The sequence below is a fragment of the Oscillibacter sp. ER4 genome (assembly GCF_000765235.1).
In the GTDB taxonomy this organism is placed as follows: domain Bacteria; phylum Bacillota; class Clostridia; order Oscillospirales; family Oscillospiraceae; genus Hominicoprocola; species Hominicoprocola fusiformis.
This window is the reverse complement of the sequence record NZ_JPJG01000054.1, coordinates 1-15,644: the sequence shown is the minus strand read 5'-3', so window position 1 is coordinate 15,644 and position 15,644 is coordinate 1. Positions and strand designations below refer to the sequence as shown.

Annotated in this window: 20 protein-coding genes and 5 tRNA genes; 21 read left to right on the top strand and 4 right to left on the bottom strand. The window is 57.4% G+C overall.

The features are described 5' to 3' along the window. Nucleotides 1-121 precede the first annotated feature (121 nt). From mgtE to aroQ, 4 genes are all read left to right on the top strand, one after another. On the top strand, nucleotides 122-1,504 hold the full coding sequence (gene mgtE, locus NI20_RS0108580) for a magnesium transporter (protein WP_033120995.1): 1,383 nt from the start codon (nucleotides 122-124) through the stop codon (nucleotides 1,502-1,504). A gap of 124 nt (nucleotides 1,505-1,628) precedes the next feature. Then, nucleotides 1,629-2,855 (top strand): aminopeptidase, encoded by a 1,227-nt coding sequence (locus tag NI20_RS0108575; protein WP_033120994.1) that lies wholly within the window; start codon nucleotides 1,629-1,631, stop codon nucleotides 2,853-2,855. Between the two features lie 45 nt (nucleotides 2,856-2,900). Next, the gene (locus tag NI20_RS0108570) at nucleotides 2,901-3,404 is read left to right on the top strand and encodes a gamma carbonic anhydrase family protein (protein ID WP_242842966.1); all 504 of its coding nucleotides are present in this window, start codon (nucleotides 2,901-2,903) and stop codon (nucleotides 3,402-3,404) included. 24 nt (nucleotides 3,405-3,428) lie between these two features. Beyond that, a complete protein-coding gene (gene aroQ / locus NI20_RS0108565) occupies nucleotides 3,429-3,869 on the top strand; it encodes a type II 3-dehydroquinate dehydratase (protein WP_033120993.1) in 441 nt (146 codons plus the stop codon). Nucleotides 3,870-4,547: 678 nt separating this feature from the next. On the opposite strand, the gene NI20_RS0108560 is transcribed toward aroQ, so the two are convergent. Beyond that, entirely contained in the window at nucleotides 4,548-4,973 is a 426-nt protein-coding gene (locus NI20_RS0108560) for a hypothetical protein (protein WP_033120992.1), read from the bottom strand. A gap of 148 nt (nucleotides 4,974-5,121) precedes the next feature. Between NI20_RS0108560 and NI20_RS0108555 the strand changes: the two genes are divergently transcribed. The 7 genes from NI20_RS0108555 to NI20_RS0108525 all read left to right on the top strand — a co-directional run bounded on the left by NI20_RS0108555 (nucleotide 5,122) and on the right by NI20_RS0108525 (nucleotide 7,350). After that, on the top strand, nucleotides 5,122-5,865 hold the full coding sequence (locus NI20_RS0108555; RefSeq protein ID WP_033120991.1) for a class I SAM-dependent methyltransferase: 744 nt from the start codon (nucleotides 5,122-5,124) through the stop codon (nucleotides 5,863-5,865). 10 nt (nucleotides 5,866-5,875) lie between these two features. Further along, nucleotides 5,876-6,778 carry an Hsp33 family molecular chaperone HslO gene (gene hslO / locus NI20_RS0108550; RefSeq protein ID WP_033120990.1) on the top strand — a complete coding sequence of 301 codons (903 nt, stop codon included), beginning with the start codon at nucleotides 5,876-5,878 and terminating at the stop codon, nucleotides 6,776-6,778. Nucleotides 6,779-6,890: 112 nt separating this feature from the next. Continuing rightward, nucleotides 6,891-6,966, top strand: a tRNA-Val gene (locus NI20_RS0108545). A gap of 7 nt (nucleotides 6,967-6,973) precedes the next feature. Continuing rightward, nucleotides 6,974-7,050: transfer RNA gene (locus NI20_RS0108540), tRNA-Asp, on the top strand. A 29-nt stretch (nucleotides 7,051-7,079) separates the two neighbouring features. Beyond that, nucleotides 7,080-7,155: transfer RNA gene (locus tag NI20_RS0108535), tRNA-Phe, on the top strand. A gap of 3 nt (nucleotides 7,156-7,158) precedes the next feature. Next, a tRNA-Gly gene (locus NI20_RS0108530) sits at nucleotides 7,159-7,234 on the top strand. A 41-nt stretch (nucleotides 7,235-7,275) separates the two neighbouring features. Next, nucleotides 7,276-7,350, top strand: a tRNA-Cys gene (locus NI20_RS0108525). A 312-nt stretch (nucleotides 7,351-7,662) separates the two neighbouring features. Here the strand turns inward: NI20_RS0108525 and NI20_RS0108520 are convergent. Beyond that, complete coding sequence (locus NI20_RS0108520) at nucleotides 7,663-7,932, bottom strand: hypothetical protein (protein WP_033120989.1); 270 nt, start codon at nucleotides 7,930-7,932, stop codon at nucleotides 7,663-7,665. Between the two features lie 337 nt (nucleotides 7,933-8,269). Here NI20_RS0108520 and NI20_RS0108515 point away from each other — a divergent pair, with 337 nt between their 5' ends. Next, the gene (locus tag NI20_RS0108515) at nucleotides 8,270-8,473 is read left to right on the top strand and encodes a hypothetical protein (RefSeq protein ID WP_033120988.1); all 204 of its coding nucleotides are present in this window, start codon (nucleotides 8,270-8,272) and stop codon (nucleotides 8,471-8,473) included. A gap of 386 nt (nucleotides 8,474-8,859) precedes the next feature. Here NI20_RS0108515 and NI20_RS0108510 read toward each other — a convergent pair whose 3' ends face one another. Further along, nucleotides 8,860-10,050, bottom strand: coding sequence for a site-specific integrase (locus NI20_RS0108510; RefSeq protein ID WP_033120987.1), 1,191 nt, complete (start codon nucleotides 10,048-10,050; stop codon nucleotides 8,860-8,862). A 121-nt stretch (nucleotides 10,051-10,171) separates the two neighbouring features. Next, complete coding sequence (locus tag NI20_RS14205; protein WP_052084537.1) at nucleotides 10,172-10,615, bottom strand: helix-turn-helix domain-containing protein; 444 nt, start codon at nucleotides 10,613-10,615, stop codon at nucleotides 10,172-10,174. Nucleotides 10,616-10,760: 145 nt separating this feature from the next. Between NI20_RS14205 and NI20_RS0108500 the strand changes: the two genes are divergently transcribed. The 9 genes from NI20_RS0108500 (at nucleotide 10,761) to NI20_RS0108465 (ending at nucleotide 15,525) form a co-directional block, all read left to right on the top strand. Then, nucleotides 10,761-10,955 (top strand): helix-turn-helix transcriptional regulator, encoded by a 195-nt coding sequence (locus tag NI20_RS0108500; RefSeq protein ID WP_033120986.1) that lies wholly within the window; start codon nucleotides 10,761-10,763, stop codon nucleotides 10,953-10,955. Between the two features lie 98 nt (nucleotides 10,956-11,053). Then, the gene (locus NI20_RS15070) at nucleotides 11,054-11,194 is read left to right on the top strand and encodes a hypothetical protein (RefSeq protein WP_156108594.1); all 141 of its coding nucleotides are present in this window, start codon (nucleotides 11,054-11,056) and stop codon (nucleotides 11,192-11,194) included. Next, nucleotides 11,194-11,379: a helix-turn-helix domain-containing protein gene (locus NI20_RS0108495; RefSeq protein WP_033120985.1), complete on the top strand. Its 186-nt coding sequence runs from the start codon at nucleotides 11,194-11,196 to the stop codon at nucleotides 11,377-11,379. Before NI20_RS15070 ends, NI20_RS0108495 begins: the two co-directional genes overlap by 1 nt. Next, on the top strand, nucleotides 11,376-11,654 hold the full coding sequence (locus NI20_RS0108490) for a hypothetical protein (protein ID WP_033120984.1): 279 nt from the start codon (nucleotides 11,376-11,378) through the stop codon (nucleotides 11,652-11,654). The genes NI20_RS0108495 and NI20_RS0108490 overlap by 4 nt, the downstream gene beginning before the upstream one ends. Then, nucleotides 11,651-12,169, top strand: coding sequence for a hypothetical protein (locus tag NI20_RS0108485; protein WP_033120983.1), 519 nt, complete (start codon nucleotides 11,651-11,653; stop codon nucleotides 12,167-12,169). Before NI20_RS0108490 ends, NI20_RS0108485 begins: the two co-directional genes overlap by 4 nt. 71 nt (nucleotides 12,170-12,240) lie before the next feature. After that, entirely contained in the window at nucleotides 12,241-12,912 is a 672-nt protein-coding gene (locus NI20_RS0108480) for a hypothetical protein (RefSeq protein WP_033120982.1), read from the top strand. 423 nt (nucleotides 12,913-13,335) lie between these two features. After that, nucleotides 13,336-13,881: a hypothetical protein gene (locus NI20_RS0108475; protein WP_033120981.1), complete on the top strand. Its 546-nt coding sequence runs from the start codon at nucleotides 13,336-13,338 to the stop codon at nucleotides 13,879-13,881. Nucleotides 13,882-13,918: 37 nt separating this feature from the next. After that, the gene (hutH, locus tag NI20_RS0108470; protein ID WP_033120980.1) at nucleotides 13,919-15,187 is read left to right on the top strand and encodes a histidine ammonia-lyase; all 1,269 of its coding nucleotides are present in this window, start codon (nucleotides 13,919-13,921) and stop codon (nucleotides 15,185-15,187) included. Nucleotides 15,188-15,198: 11 nt separating this feature from the next. Beyond that, nucleotides 15,199-15,525 carry a metal-sensing transcriptional repressor gene (locus tag NI20_RS0108465; protein WP_033120979.1) on the top strand — a complete coding sequence of 109 codons (327 nt, stop codon included), beginning with the start codon at nucleotides 15,199-15,201 and terminating at the stop codon, nucleotides 15,523-15,525. The last annotated feature ends 119 nt before the right edge of the window (nucleotides 15,526-15,644 follow it).

The following is a 15,644-nucleotide window of genomic DNA, read 5'->3' as shown; positions in this document are numbered from 1 at the left end:
GTGTTTCTTGATTGTCGCTCCCATAGCCGCGTCGCCGGACGCAGGATATGGGGGATTTTTTTATCGCAAAATTCACCTGAACACTTTGATTTGGCACTATCTTCAGAAAGGAGGAGTCGGTATGGTCGGCTTTGAAGAAATGCGCGACGAACTGCTGGAAAGAATCGAGGATCTGCTCAAGCGAAAACAATATACCGCGCTGCGCGACCTGCTTGCAGACCTGGAGCCCGCGGATATCGCCTCGCTTTTTGAAGATTTGGACGAGGACAGCATTCCCCTTTTGTTCCGGCTCCTTCCCAAAGAGCCCGCGGCAGAGGTGTTCGTCGAGCTCGATCCCGACGCGCAGGAGATGCTGATCCGCGGCTTTTCGAACACCGAGCTCAAAGAGGTCCTTGACGAGCTGTATCTGGACGATGCGGTCGACATCGTGGAGGAAATGCCCGCGAACGTCGTCAAGCGCATCTTAAAGCACGCGGACCCCGACACGCGCAAGAGCATCAATGAAATTCTCAAATACCCCGACGACAGCGCGGGCGCACTGATGACGACGGAGTTTGTCGACTTAAAGCGCGATATGACCGTCGAGGACGCGCTCAAGCGTATCCGCCGCACCGGTACGGACAAAGAGACCATCAACGTCTGCTATGTCGTCGATCCGGCGCGCAAGCTGCAGGGTATCGTCTCGCTGCGAACGATTCTCCTCTCCGACGAGGACGACACCATCGACGAGATCATGGAGACGCACGTCATCTCTGTCTCCACGCTCGAGGATAAAGAGGACGTTGCGCAGACCTTCTCGAAGTACAACTTCATCGCCCTTCCGGTCGTCGACAAGGAAGACCGCCTCGTCGGCATCATCACGGTCGACGACGCCATCGACGTCATGGAAGAGGAGACGACCGAGGATATCGAAAAGATGGCGGCTATGCTGCCGACGGATAAGCCATACCTCAAGACGAGCGTCTGGGAGACGTACAAGTCCCGTATCCCCTGGCTGCTGCTTCTGATGGTCTCGGCCACATTCACCGGCCAGATCATCGCCCGCTTTGAAGACGCGCTCAGCGCGTTCGCCATTCTGACGGCTTATATCCCGATGTTGATGGACACGGGCGGTAACTGCGGCTCACAGGCGAGCGTCACGGTCATCCGCGGTATCTCGCTCGACGAGATCGAATTTTCCGACCTCTTCCGCGTCATCTGGAAGGAGATCCGCGTGGCGGTCGTCTGCGGCGCCACGCTTGCCGCAGCGAATTTCGTCAAGCTCATGCTCGTCGACAAGATGATCTTCGGCAATCCCATCACCATCACGGTCGCGCTCGTCATCTGCCTGACGCTCGTGGTCACGGTGTTTGCGGCCAAGGTCGTGGGCTGCACGCTGCCGCTGCTCGCCAAGACGATCGGCTTCGACCCCGCGGTCATGGCTTCGCCGTTCATCACGACGGTCGTGGACGCCATCTCGCTGATGATCTACTTCAACTTTGCCTCGCTTCTTCTCGGAATCTGATAAAAATACGAAAAACTCTTTTCAATCGCGCATGAACTGTGTTATGATGCATGTTGTATGGCATCGTACGATAGGAAAAGGCGGCTGTGCCACGCACAGCCGCCTTCTTTTTTGGAGGTCATTCATGGAAGAAAAGCTCAGAGAATATGCAAAACTCCTCATCGAAGTCGGTCTGAATGTGCAGAAGGGCCAGGCCGTCGTGATCCGCTGCCCGGTCGAGTGCGCGTATTTTGCACGCCTGTGCGCCGCCGCTGCCTATAACGTCGGCTGCCGCGAAGTCGTGATGCGCTGGTCGGATGATTTTCTTGAACGCGAGCGCTTTCTGCGCGCGGATGACTCCGTGTTCGACGTCTTTCCCGCCTGGCAGGCAGAAATGCTCAACGGCTATGCTGACGAGGGCGCAGCATTTCTCAATATCTCCGCCCGTGATCCTGAGGCGCTGCTCGGCGTAGACCCCGACCGCCTGACGCGCGCGAGCCGCAGCGAGACGGCCATCCAGCCTTACGTAAGCGCCGTAATGTCCAATGCCTGCCCCTGGTGCGTCGCATCCGTCCCCATTCCGAGCTGGGCGAAGAAGGTCTTCCCCGGCCTCCCCGAGCAGGAGGCGATGGACAAGCTCTGGGACGCGATCTTCACCTCCGTCCGCATCAGCGGCAAGGGTGACGCCGTCGCGCGCTGGCATGAGCATGTGGCGCTGCTCAAAAGCCGCATCGCAAAGCTCAACGATCTGCACTTCACCTCGCTCTATTACCAGAACTCCCTCGGCACGAGCCTCAACATCAAGCTTCCCGAGACGCACGTCTGGGCCGGCGGCGACAACACCAGCCGCACAGGCTTTCCGTTCGTCGCCAATATGCCGACGGAGGAGGTCTTCACCGCCCCGCTCAGAGACGGCATCGACGGCGTCGTTTACGCAGCCCTGCCGCTCGTGCACAACGGCAACATCATTGAAAACTTCCACTTCGTCATCAAGGACGGCAAAATCGTCGAGGCGCACGCGGAAAAGGGCGAGGACATCCTAAAAGCCGCCATCGCCGAGGACGAGGGCGCGTCGTACTTCGGCGAGGTCGCGCTCGTGCCCTACGACAGCCCCATTTCAAACCAGAAGATTCTCTTCTACAACACGCTCTTCGACGAAAACGCGGCCTGCCACCTCGCCTTCGGTGAGGCGTACCCCGAGTGCGTCAAGGGCGGCGAGGCCATGAGCAAGGAAGAGCTCAAGGCCGCGGGCCTGAATGATTCCAACACGCATGTTGACTTCATGGTTGGCACCGCTGACCTTTCCATCATCGGCACGACGAAAGACGGGCGCGAGATTCCCGTGTTCGTCAACGGCAACTTTGCCCTGTAAAAAATGATACTGCGGGCGCTTGCCCGCTCACAAAGGAGAAAAACCATGTCTATGAATTTTAACCGTCTTTCCACCGATGACAAAATTCTCATCATGGAGGGCGCGCAGGTGCTCGGCGATGTCGTCGCGGGTGAAGGCACGGCGTTCTGGTACAACAGTGTTTGCCGCGGCGAGATGCAGAGCGTGCGCATCGGCAAGCGCTGCAACATTCAGGACCTCGCCCTGATCCACAACAAGGTCACCATCGGCGACGATGTGTCCGTCGGCCACTGCGCCACCGTCCACGGCGCGACCATCGGCGACCGCGTGATCGTCGGCATGGGCGCGACGGTGCTCGACGGTGCTGTCATCGGCAACGACTGCATCATCGGCGCGGGCGCTCTTGTCACGGGCAAGATGAACGCGCCGGACGGCTCGATGATCCTCGGCTCCCCGGCCAAGGTCGTGCGCGAGCTGACGGAGAAGGAAAAGGCGAGCATTCTGGCCAACGCCGCGCTCTATCTTGAAAAAAGCAAGGAATACCGCGCCCACGCCGCCAAACAGGCGTAAAGCAAGCACAGGAGGAATACTCATATGAAAATCTTAGTCATCAACGGCGCAAACATGAACATGCTCGGCCGCCGCGAGCCAGACATCTACGGCAAGGAGGACTACGCCGCCCTCTGCGCCCGCATCTATGAGCACGCACAGAGCCGCGGTGTGGCCGTGGAGTGCTTCCAGTCCAACCACGAGGGCGCGATCATCGACGCCATTCAGGAGGCCGACACGGCGTTCGACGGCATCGTCATCAACCCCGGCGCTTACACGCATTACAGCTACGCCATCCACGATGCACTCAAGGCCGTCAGCATCCCCGCCGTCGAGGTCCACATGTCCGACATCCAGAAGCGCGAGGAGTTCCGCCACCTGTCCGTCACCGCCCCCGCCTGCATCGCCCAGATCCGCGGACACGGGTTCGAGAGCTATACTATGGCGATCGATATGCTGGCAAAGCTCAATCCTGAGGAAAAATAAGGTTCCTGCGATAGCAGGAACACAATATTTTCCGCGCACAGCGCGGAGGGATATGCCGCCTGCGGGCGGCGGGGGCAAAGGGGCCATTCTCTTTCGCAAAAGAGAATGGCCCCTTTGGAACCCCAAGAGAAAGGCTTTTGATTGGCAGTCTCGGGCTTGAATGACTTTTATGCCTCCGGAATGCAACTGCCTGCGCGCGGCGTTGCCGCGTTGGGTGTTGCTATACGACTTGATGTGCTCCTATCATCCGCTGCCGCTCTGCCTATCTTGTAGAAGTGCGCAGTAATCACCGTCTACCGGAGTGCTAATCAATGCGGCGAGCGCCAGCAATGCCGCATTCGGTAAGCAGTCTGCCGCCGTTCTACCGTCACTCGCGCCTCACGATAGTAAGGCGCGGTTGCAAGACGTAACGAATCGCAGAAGATTCATGGCGAAGCCATGTACACCGCACCTGATTGCGCAGCGCGTGCAGCTCTTCGAGATTGGGGCTGCCAATGTCGGGGGTCGAGGGGGACTCCCCTCGCGTTCTCTTGGGGGTTCAAGGGGGCCATTCTCTCACGTGAGAGAATGGCCCCCTTACTGCGCACTCCCGCACGCTGCGGGAGAACCAAAGACGCAGCCCCTTCGGGCTGCTCCCCCTTCCGCGCCCGCCGGGTGCCCAAAACCGCGCTCGCGCGCTTATGTTGCAAGCGCGGAACCACGTTCCGCTTTAAAAAGCGGCAGGAACGCGCTGCATTCCCACCCCTCCTCCCAGCGGCGCAGGACACTTTCTCCGTCATTTACCTCGAAGGTAAAAACGACCGCATCCTCCGTCTGCGCGCTTACGCGGTAGGTAAGCGTCACCGCCGTCATCTGCCATGGGGCGGAGCGCGCCATCGCCGCGCGGCAGGTCTTTGCGGCATCTGGCAGCAATTTCTGCTCGCAGCGGGCAAAATAGGCATCAGCGAGTGCGCGGTAATAGCGGTCGAAGCGCTTCTCGCGCCGGCTCTCCCCTTTTGTCTGCGGCAGCGTCAAGCGGGCGGTCAGGACGGTGATGTCCTCCCACTGCCAGCTTTTTTCCTGGGCAAAATCTTCTCCCAGCGTCAAACGCGGATGCTCCTTCATGCGCTTCCTCCCCGTTTTTTCATTTGGGGCAGTCTATGCCGCTGCGGCCAAAGCGGTGCGGCGCGAGAAAATGCGGGCGCGGCACTTTACTAATTTCGCACTCTCTGCTAAACTATATGGGATATTTGCAGAAAGGAAGGCGACGGGCATGGACAGCTACGAAGCTCTCGCCGCGTCCTACGACGAGCTGACCGAGGACGTGGAATACGAAAAGCGCGCAAGCTTTGTCGAAAAGCTCTTTCTGCGCGCAAAGCGTCCTGTCAAGTCGCTGCTCGACCTCGCCTGCGGCACGGGTACGATGACCGTGCTCTTCGCCCGACGCGGCTACACGGTCACGGGCGTCGACTATTCGCCCGAGATGCTCGCGCAGGCACAGCAGAAGCTCGCCGCGATCAATTCCCCGCCGCTGCTTTTGTGCCAGTCGATGCCGCAGCTGCGACTGCTTGACAGCGTCGACGCCGCGATCTGCTGCCTCGACAGCATCAACTATTTGACGCGTCCGCGCGACGTGCAGCGCACATTCAACCGCCTGCACGACACCATCGCCCCCGGCGGGTCGCTGGTGTTCGACATCCACGCCGTCTCGAAAATGGAAAAACTCGACGGCGAGGTGCTGCTCGACGAGCGCGAGGACGTGTTCTGCCTCTGGCGCACGCGCTACCGCAAAAACGTCAAAATGCTCGACTACGAGGTCGACCTCTTCCGCCTCCAGCCGGACGGCGCGTGGGAGCGCGACTTTGAAGAGCACCACCAGCGCGCCTACACGGTCGAAGAATTGACCGCGTGGCTCGAAGAGGCCGGTTTCACGGCCATCCGCACGCATGGCGAGCTCAAGCTGCGCCGCGCGAACGAGCGCGACGGCCGCATTTACTTCAGTTGTATCAGAAAGTGAGGAACCATATATGGAAGCACAGAAGGACTGTCTGGTCCGCGCCATCTCGAAAGATGGCTTTGTCAACGCTGTCGCGGTCTACACGCGCGGTCTGACCGAACGCGCCCGCCAGATCCACCACACCTCTCCCGTCGCCACGGCGGCGCTTGGCCGCGCGCTCGCGGCCTGTTCGATGATGGGCAACGCACTCAAGGATAACGGCGCAAGCGTCACGATGCAGATCAAGGGCGACGGCCCGCTCGGCACCATCCTGACCGTTTCGGACTCTGAGGGCAATGTGCGCGGCTACGTGCAGAACCCCGCCGTCGATCTCGCCCTGCGCGAGGACGGCAAGCTGGACGTCGGCACCGCCGTCGGCCGCAGCGGCACGCTGACGGTCATCAAGGACCTCAACATGCGCGAGCCCTACGTCGGCACGGTCGACCTGCTTGGCGGCGAGATTGCCGAGGACGTGGCCGCCTACTATGTCGAATCCGAGCAGGTGCCGTCGGCCTGCGGCCTGGGCGTGCTCATCGACCGCGACCGCAGCGTGCTCACCGCGGGCGGCTATCTCATCCAGCTCCTCCCCGGCGCGGGCGAGGACGTCATCACCAAGGTCGAGGGCGGCATCTACGCAGCTCCCAGCGTGACGAATCTCTTAAAGGAGAATCCTGATCCTGCGGTGCTGCTCAAAACGGTGCTGTCTGATTTTGACATGGAGATCCTCTCCGTCGATCCGATCGAATACCGCTGCTACTGCTCGCGCGAGCGCACGGAGCGCGCGCTGCTGTCGCTGGGGTCAAAGGAGCTTGAAAAGATCGTGGACGAGCAGGGCTCTGCTGAACTCACCTGCCAGTTCTGTGACAGGGTGCAGAACTTTACAAAAGAGGATCTGACCGCCATGATCGCCGATCTGAAAAAGCAGGGAAAGTAATGCATTTCCCTTTTCAAAAAATTTTTTGAAAAAATCAAAAAATAAGGTTGACACGGCAGGGGTTATTCTGTATAATAATCCTTGTCGTTCGCCGAAGCGATTATTTCGAGTGGGGAGCATAGCTCAGCTGGGAGAGCATCTGCCTTACAAGCAGAGGGTCACAGGTTCGAGCCCTGTTGTTCCCACCATAAATTCGGCCAGGTAGTTCAGCTGGTTAGAACGCCGGCCTGTCACGCCGGAGGTCGAGGGTTCGAACCCCTTCCTGGTCGCCATTCATCAGGCTGCAATAGCGGCTTGATATGCCTCGGTAGCTCAGTTGGTAGAGCAGCGGACTGAAAATCCGCGTGTCGCCAGTTCGATTCTGGCCTGAGGCACCATTCGCGGGCGTAGCTCATCTGGTAGAGCGCCACCTTGCCAAGGTGGAGGTAGCGAGTTCGAGCCTCGTCGCCCGCTCCACAAATGAAAAAGGAGCAATGATTTTGCTCCTTTTTCCATACGGTGACATAGCCAAGTGGTAAGGCAAGGGTCTGCAAAACCCTCATTCCCCAGTTCAAATCTGGGTGTCACCTCCAGAGCAAAAGTCTTGCAATCTCAAGGGTTGCAAGGCTTTTCCTATTCCCCTGCAAATGCCTTTTTCCCCTATTTTTTCCCCTACGCGCTCGACGGTGGGGAAAATCAGCACGCCGGAGGGCCGAAAAAGCCGCCGAGCGGGGCGCGTATATGCGCCCACACCTCGGCGGAGATTGCCAAGATTTTAACAATTCGTGTTGCAGTCCTTTGCCCGTGTTCGTCATTGGGAGCCTTGCATAGCCCGCCGAAACGTTCGCAGCGCGTCGGCAGGAGAGGGATGAGGGGATTTACCCGCTGTGCGCTCTCGGCGCGTTCTACGCCACACAGAAGCGGCGCACGGTGCTTTCCTTGGTGAAAGCTGCGGCGACGTCCGGCAGCGCCTTACGCAGCGCACCTGTGTCAATTCTCGCGCTCGTGACGGCCTTCCACGTGATTTTGTATTCGCCAGCCTGAACGCTCTCAGCGTCGCCCATCGCGGCCTTGAGCGCGTCCTTGATGGCCTCGGCTTCGGCGGTCGCCTCGTCGATGAGGGCTTGAAGCTGCCGCAGCTCGCGGGCCTTGCATTCCATTTCGTTGGTGCTCATGTTTGTTTCCTCCTTTTTCTGGTGGAGATCGAGCGGCCGGTGGCTTTGTGGCGTCTGCGCTTTGCGCTGCTACTTCCAAATCCGTCCCGGCTCTTGCGTCGCGTTCTTGCTTTCCCTCTCGGTACTCCCGTCCGCTTTCGCTTGATCTCTTCTCCCTTGCTGTGATTATAATATAGCATATATTTACACCAATATCAATTGACAGAGCAAACATATTTGCATCAATATATTTGTACATATTATATATTGACACCAATAGATAATGCGCTATAATTTAGCCATAATAGGAGAGGTGCCGCGATATTTTGCGGCCCCCCGCAAAGGAGGAAACCGCCGCATGAGCGAGGAGAGCAAGGTCAGCAAGGCGCAGCAGCGCGCTGTAAATAAATATGTCAAGGCAAACTATGATCGCGTCAACGTTACGTTTCCAAAGGGCCGCAAGGAGGAGCTGAAAGCCCACGCACAGGCGCGGGGTGAAAGCGTCAACGCCTTTATCAACCGTGCAATTACGGAGACGCTGGAGCGCGACAACGGCCGCTGAGCGCAGAGAAAAAGCCTCGGTGTAAACCGAGACTTGACAAGGCGGTATGACCTGCTATAATGAGCGTAGAAAGAGGCGCTGCGACAAGCGGTTAGCCTCAGGAATTAGTCAAAGATTTTGACCGCTTACCTTGGCCGGGGGCGGTCATTTTCTTTTGCAAATCTGGAAAACCAGAGTTGCAACGCCTATCAATACCATCGTGTAAGCAAAAAGCTCACCGTAAGTAACCATAGACATCACCTCCCTTCAGGGAAGTGCTAACCGCCTGCCGTTCGTGCAGCGCCACCGACAGGATAACATGAGAGCCGACAAAAAGCAAGCCGCTTTTCGGCTTCGCATAGCAACGCCCAGAGGATGTCCGAATCGGACACCGTCTGGGCGCTGCTTTATTTAGAAACAGTCTTGATATAAGCGTCCATATGTGCAGCGCTCGCCTGCTTCATCTGCTCGGTGACATGGCCGTATACATCAAGCGTAAAGGCTGCTGTGGCATGGCCCAGATTGCCCTGCACCGTCTTGATATCGTCGCCGGAGCGGATGGCAGCGACGGCGTAGGAGTGCCGGAGATCGTGAAAGCGGGCTTCAGGCCGCCCGATTGCTGCCGCAGCCTGCTTGAAAGCGCGGTATACGGTGGCTTTTGTCAGCGGGCGTCCGATCTCGTCGGTAAAGACGAGGGCGGTATTCTCCCACATTCTCCCCACCTTTAGACGCTGTTGGGCCTGCGCGGTCTTGTGCTGCTTCAGGAGCGCCATGACCGCCGAGGCGGGCGCGATGGTGCGGCTTTTGCCGTTCTTCGTACTACCGAGCCGGAAGCCGCCGCCCGTGTCGCGCTCGTGAAGGAGCGCCTGCTTGTTGATCGTGATGGTACCGGACTTGAAGTCCACGCTGTCCCACGTCAGGCCGAGCACTTCACCCTTGCGCATGCCGGTGAAAAGCGTCACCGTCAGCAACGTTTCAAAGCGCGCGCCGTGGATCTCCTGCAAAAAGGCGGTAATCTGCGCATCGTCCAACGGTGCAAGCTCCTTGCGCTCCACACGCGGCAGCTTGCAGGCGTCAGCGGGGTTAAATCGTAGATAGCCGATCTCGACGGCCTGCTGCAGCGCCTTGTGCAGCACGCCGTGAATGTCCTTGATTGTCTTTGGGGAAAGGCCTATGCTGCGCGTCTTGCTCGGCTCGCCGAGGGCATTATAGAACTGCTGTATCTCGTGCGTGTTCAGCGCCTCAAGGCGCACAGCGCCGGGCGCGGGCTTGATGTGCAGCCGGATGTTATCCGCGTAAATCTCCCGCGTGCGGGGCTTGACGCCGCCGAGATAGGTCTTTTCCCAGATATCGAGCCATTGACCGAGCGTCTGCTTGTTCGGCTGGATATAGGTGCCGTTGTCAATGGCGGCAGTCGCGGCCTTGAGCTTCTGCATAACCTCCTTCTGAGTTTTGCCGTAGATAGAGCGCCGCCGCTGTTTGCCGGTACCGAGGTCCACTCCGTCCGTATAGCGGGCCTCCCAATATTCGTATTTCTTCCCGCCGATCATGCGGGTGACCTTTCGCACCGTGCCGGTGCCGTTTGCACGCTTTGCCATGAAAAAACCTCTTTTCTTTTTCGGCCCTGCGTGCTATAATAAACACGCAGAGCGCCTTATTCGTCATTGGGAACTTTGCATTCGCCCGCCGAGGTATTCGCAGTACCTCGGCGGGTATTTTTTATTCTTCTTGCACGGGTTGCTTTTGATAACGTGGGATTTCTGTAAGTTCTCGAACTCGCTCGTAGGCAACTTTCCGGCCCTCAGCATTAAGATAGCTGAGCAGAGCATTAAACCTTGCGCCGTCTTCGCCTCTGAAAAGAGGCTTTAGGGAATGAATACAGTCGTTGACAATATTCTCAGCATCCCCGGTAGACAATCCGTACTTTTCCGACAGATTGATAGCAATTAGACATATATCTACCGTAGTATCTTCACCCATCAGCATAGGAACAGAGACAGATAATGCTTTAGCAATTCGCTCAAGAGTTTCATATTTGGGAGTTCTAATTCCAGTTTCATACTGTCCTATCATTGAGGCGGTAACTCCCATAGCGTTAGCAAGTTCTTTTTGGGTCAAGCCGTTGTCTCGTCGAAGTTCCTTGATCCTATCACCTACTGTCAAAATACCCCTCCTCATCCTTAGAATTGTCTTTACAATAGCACACGCAAAAGAAAAAAACAAGCAAAAGCTGAAAACAGTATTGACATTTGAATTAGCTTAAGCTATTTTATAAATATAGCGAGCGCTAATTAAAAGGAGGGAAGATATGAGAATCGATAAAGTGAAGTTTGCTACAGAGCTTGCACGTGCAGATGTAAGTGTAAAGGAGTTAGCCATTCGCACAGGCGTATCCAGAGTAACCATTTCAGCGATCAAAAGCGGCAAGAGTTGTGCAAACGATACCGCGAAGAAGCTCGCGGCGGGCCTCGGCGTCGCCGTCGCCGATCTCGTGCAGCAGTAACACGGGCCGTGCCCGATTCGGGCACACAGGGGCGTAGGCGGCACGCCCGCGCGCAGCGCATAACCGCCGCCGAAATCAAAACAAAAGGAGAGTTCCCAATGACGAATACCAATAAAGACACAACGACCGAGTACATTCTGCGAATGTACGACAAGTTAACGCCAGAGAACAAAAAGAAATTTCGTGAGTATCTTGATTTTCTGCTGTTCTGCCAGCGCGAAAAGGAGGCACGAGGATAATGGAAAAGCTCGCTTTGTCTGTACCGGAGGCGGCGGAGCTGCTGGGTCTTTGCCCCTCGCGCGTGTATGAACTGTCCCGTACCCCGTCGTTTCCTGCCTTCAAGTGCGGTAACCGCACGGTGATTTCGGCCGAAGGGCTGCGCGAGTGGGTCGCGCAGCAGGCGAAGGGAGGCGTAGGGGCATGATTGAAAAGAAGACCAGCGCGTCGTCCGCCGTCGATGAGATCATCGCCAACGCTGAGACGCTGCAAACGCTGCTGGACTGTATGCGCGCGGAAATGGTGCTGAGCCCGATCAAGCGCGAGATGATGGGCTGCTATGCCGACTTTTACGAAGGCGACGTACACAGACTTGAAAACTTGATGCGCGCAGCCAGCAAGCTGCTGAACGAGATCACAGACTTTGGCGACATAGCATATCAGGCACTATGTGCCGCCGAGAAAGAGAGCAACGCAGCATGAGCAGCCGCGCGGAACAGATCATGGCATATATTGAGAAGATGACCGACAAGGAGCGGCAGGCCTTGCTCTCGCAGCTTAAGAAACACGAGAAAGCCAAGAGCGAGCCAGAGACCAGCGAGCTACCGGAAAAGGGCGCAAACCTCGTCAGCTCATGCATGGAAAAGCTCTTGTGCTTCGTATGGCAGCGCAACCGCACGGTTTTCGCCTATGAGGATACTGTTTTGACCTATGGCAGTCACAAGCCGTTTGACCCGCGTAAAGTCGCGGCGTTCCGCCGCAATCTGCCAGCAGGCGAACCGTGGGGATTCTTCATTGGCGGCATGGATAGCCCGCAGACAGTCGACGGTGAAAATGCACGGATGGTCTCAGATGCTCTTGGGTGGTCGTTTTCGCCCTCCGTGCTTGCACAAGCGTACTTAATAGCATCCCGCAAAGACGCAGCAGGAGGGCCGGACATGATGCAGGATTTTTGTATTCCTTCCGAGGCAATGCCTGAGTTCAGCATTGAAAATTGATGATTTAACAGCATAGAAAAAGCCTCCGGCGAACAGCCGGAGGCGTTCCCATCTCCATTGAAAGGGCATATATGGCGAAACGAAAAAAGACGATCATCGCAGGGCGGCTCGTCAAAACGATCATATACACCGCGCCGGAGCCGCAGGACGGCCTGCGCGTGCGTGCAGTCAAGTCACGCATGACGACCGCAGCACAGAAGGCCATGAACGACAAGGCGGCGCGCGTGAAGCTGGAAATGCTACTGGCCGCGAACTTCGGCCCGCGCGATCTCTTTGTGACGCTGACTTACCGTGACGAGAATCTACCAGCCAAGCGCGCCGGTGCGATCAAGAACGTACGCAACTTTCTTAAGCACTTGCGGGAGCACAGGAAGGCGCGAGGGCAGACACTCAAGTACATATACACCACCGAAGACAAGCACGGCGGAGGGCGGCTGCATCACCATATCGTGATAAACGCTGCCGGTGACGATATGGAGACGGTACGTAGTTTGTGGCCGTATGGCGACGTTGTAGACTTCGAGTATATCGGGACGTATGACTACGAGCAGCTTGCCCGCTACGTCACCAAGGAGAGCGTAGAGCAGCGGCCTGTGAGGACGCAGATGTGGACAGCAAGCCGCAACCTCGAAAAACCTATTGTGCGCAGCGAGTACGTTGACAACGACGCGTCGCTTACCGTGCCGCTCGGCTGCCACATTCTGGAGAAAGAAGAGCGTGTAAGTGAGTTTGGCAGCTACTGATACAACGATGCTATGAAGCATTCTTATTTTATCATAATGCTTCGCCGACGAATTATCGTTGAATCCGCGGCGCATCGCCGCCCGCTTCGCCATGCGGGCCGCCCAACGGATTCAACGCTTTTTTCAACGGTAACTTAGTATAATCTTTTCACGCCAAACGGTCATGCGTTTCTGCGTTATGCACAAAAGTGGCATGAACCGGCAAGTGGCTGTTTCTTTCGCAAAAAAGCGGCTTTTCAGTTTCCGCTTGCCGAAAAAAGGTGTAAACTCTTTCGTTTTTGCCACAAAACGCGCTAAAAGCGGCTTGTCATTCCCCCAGCGTTGGCGTATGATGAAAAGGTAGGCTGATTCCCCCGCGGAATCTGTCTTTCTCGTATTTGCTTTTTTTACTCTCCCATTCCGTTTCAAGGAAGTTCCCGCACAGTGGACGTTTTAATCACCCAAAAGAAAATGACCGCCTCCGAGGCCTTTGTCAAGGCCAGCGGCGGCGGCAACCTGATTGGCAAGGCCATGTACGGCGGCGGCAAGATCACGATGAAGCAGCTCTATTTGCAGAGCTTTGAAGTCGTGTTCGACGCCTATTTCAAGCCCGGCCTTGTGGAGCGCTTTTTCACCCGCAAGGGCCAGATGGGCGGCAACTCGCAGAAGATCTGCATGATCGTCGAGGGCACGCGCTGCACGGCGAGCTATCACGAGCAGCCGCTCCCGCTTTACGAAGCCGACCTCGATCCCGACATGTGCCAGGATTCCACCTTCGACAAAGAGAAGATCATCGCCCAGGCCAAGCGCGTCGCCATGCGCATCATGCGCCGCCACTCGGGCCACATCATCACCTCGATGGAGGTCGCATCCTACCGTCCCTTCTACCGCCCGTACTACGTCGCGTTCTACGGCGAGATGGAGATGGGCAAAAAGGTGCGCTACATCGCCATCGAGGCAGACGGCTACAAGACTGACAACTCCCTGTAAGAGAGCGAAACCCACATTTCAAGAGGTACGATCCGATATGAACACTGTTACACTTGGCGGCACCGCCACCATCAACGACCTCGTCAGTGTCGCGCGCTTTGGCGCGAAGGTCGCGTTTTCCAAAGAATATGAAGAGCGCGTCAACCACTGCCGCGCCCATGTCGACCGCTTCAGCCACGAAGGCAAGGCCATCTATGGCCTGACCACGGGCCTTGGCGACAACTGGAAGAAGTTCATCCCCGAAGAGGACCGCGAAACGATCCAGCGCAACAACATCTACGCCCACACTTGCGCCGTCGGCGAGCCCATCGCCGAGGAGTGCACGCGCGCGATGATGTTTGTCATGCTCTGCCACTTCGGCTCCGGCCATACGGGCATCCGTCTTGAAACGCTCGCGCTGATCCGCGACATGCTCAACGCGGGCATCAGCCCCATCGTCCCCGGTCATGGCTCCGTCGGCTATCTGACGCTCGAGGGCCACATCGGCATGGTGATGATCGGCGAGGGCAGGGCCACCTATCAGGGTGAAACGCTTGACGGCGCAGAGGCGCTCAAGCGCGCGGGCCTCAAGCCCGTCGTGCTTTCTTCCAAAGAAGGCCTTATCCTGCTCTCCGGCACCACGTCCGTCACCGCGTTCGCGTCGCTTGCGATCTATGACGCGCAGGCGACGCTCGCTATCGAGCTCAACTCGTCCGTCGACAACCCGCTCATCTTCGATGAAGAGGACGGCGGTGCGGTCGCGCTGATGGGCTGCAATGCCGACGGCACCTATGCTGGTATGGCGTCCGACAATCTCTGCATCGCGATCACGGATCTGTGCAAAATGAGCAACAGCCGCATCGACCGCCTGCTCAACAGCTTGGTGAGCGAGCTGCCGGCGTTCCTCAACAAGAACGCCGACTTCAACAATGGCCTTATGATGATCCAGTACGCCTCCGCGGGTCTTCAGGGCGAGCTGCTCATCCTTGCGCACCCCGCCGTGGTCGACAACCTGACCACCTGCGCCAACCAGGAGGACTATGTCAACATGGGCTACAACGCCGCCAAGAAGGCCTATGACTCGATGCACCTCGCCAAGTATATCCTCGCCGCCGAGCTCATCTGCGACGGTCAGGCGCTCGACTGCTATGAGGATAAGCGCTGCGCCAAGGGCACGCAGGCTATCTACGACCTGCTCCGCAGCAAGGTGCCCGAGATGGACAACGACATGCCCCTCACGCCATATCTCGAGGCCGTCGCCCAGCAGATCATCGACCGCGCGTATATCCGAACCGTGGAAGCGAGCGTCGGCGCGCTGAAGTTCTAAAGGAGAATGCCATGATCGAGCACGAACACGTCCATGAGCACAGCCACGGGCACCCCCATGTGCACGGGCATGTCCATGACCCCGAGCAGACGAAAAAGATCAGCAACCGCCTTGCGCGCGCCATCGGGCACCTCGAATCCATCAAAAAGATGGTGGAGGACGACCGTGACTGCTCCGAGGTGCTGATCCAGCTCGCCGCGGTGGAGTCCGCCATCCGCTCAACCAGCCGCCAGATTTTGCGCAACCACATGGAGACCTGCGTCACCGCCGCCATCCAGCAAAATGACGAGGAGACGCTCTCCGAGCTTTACCGCGCGATCGACGAACTGCTAAAATGACAAGTGAAAAAACGTCCGGCTGAATATTGAAGTGACCCCAAAAAGTTAGACAATATTCTGAAGTAAAAATTGTTCAAGCAGCCGAAAGGGCTTGCTGTCTGTGAAGAGCAGGCGGCAAG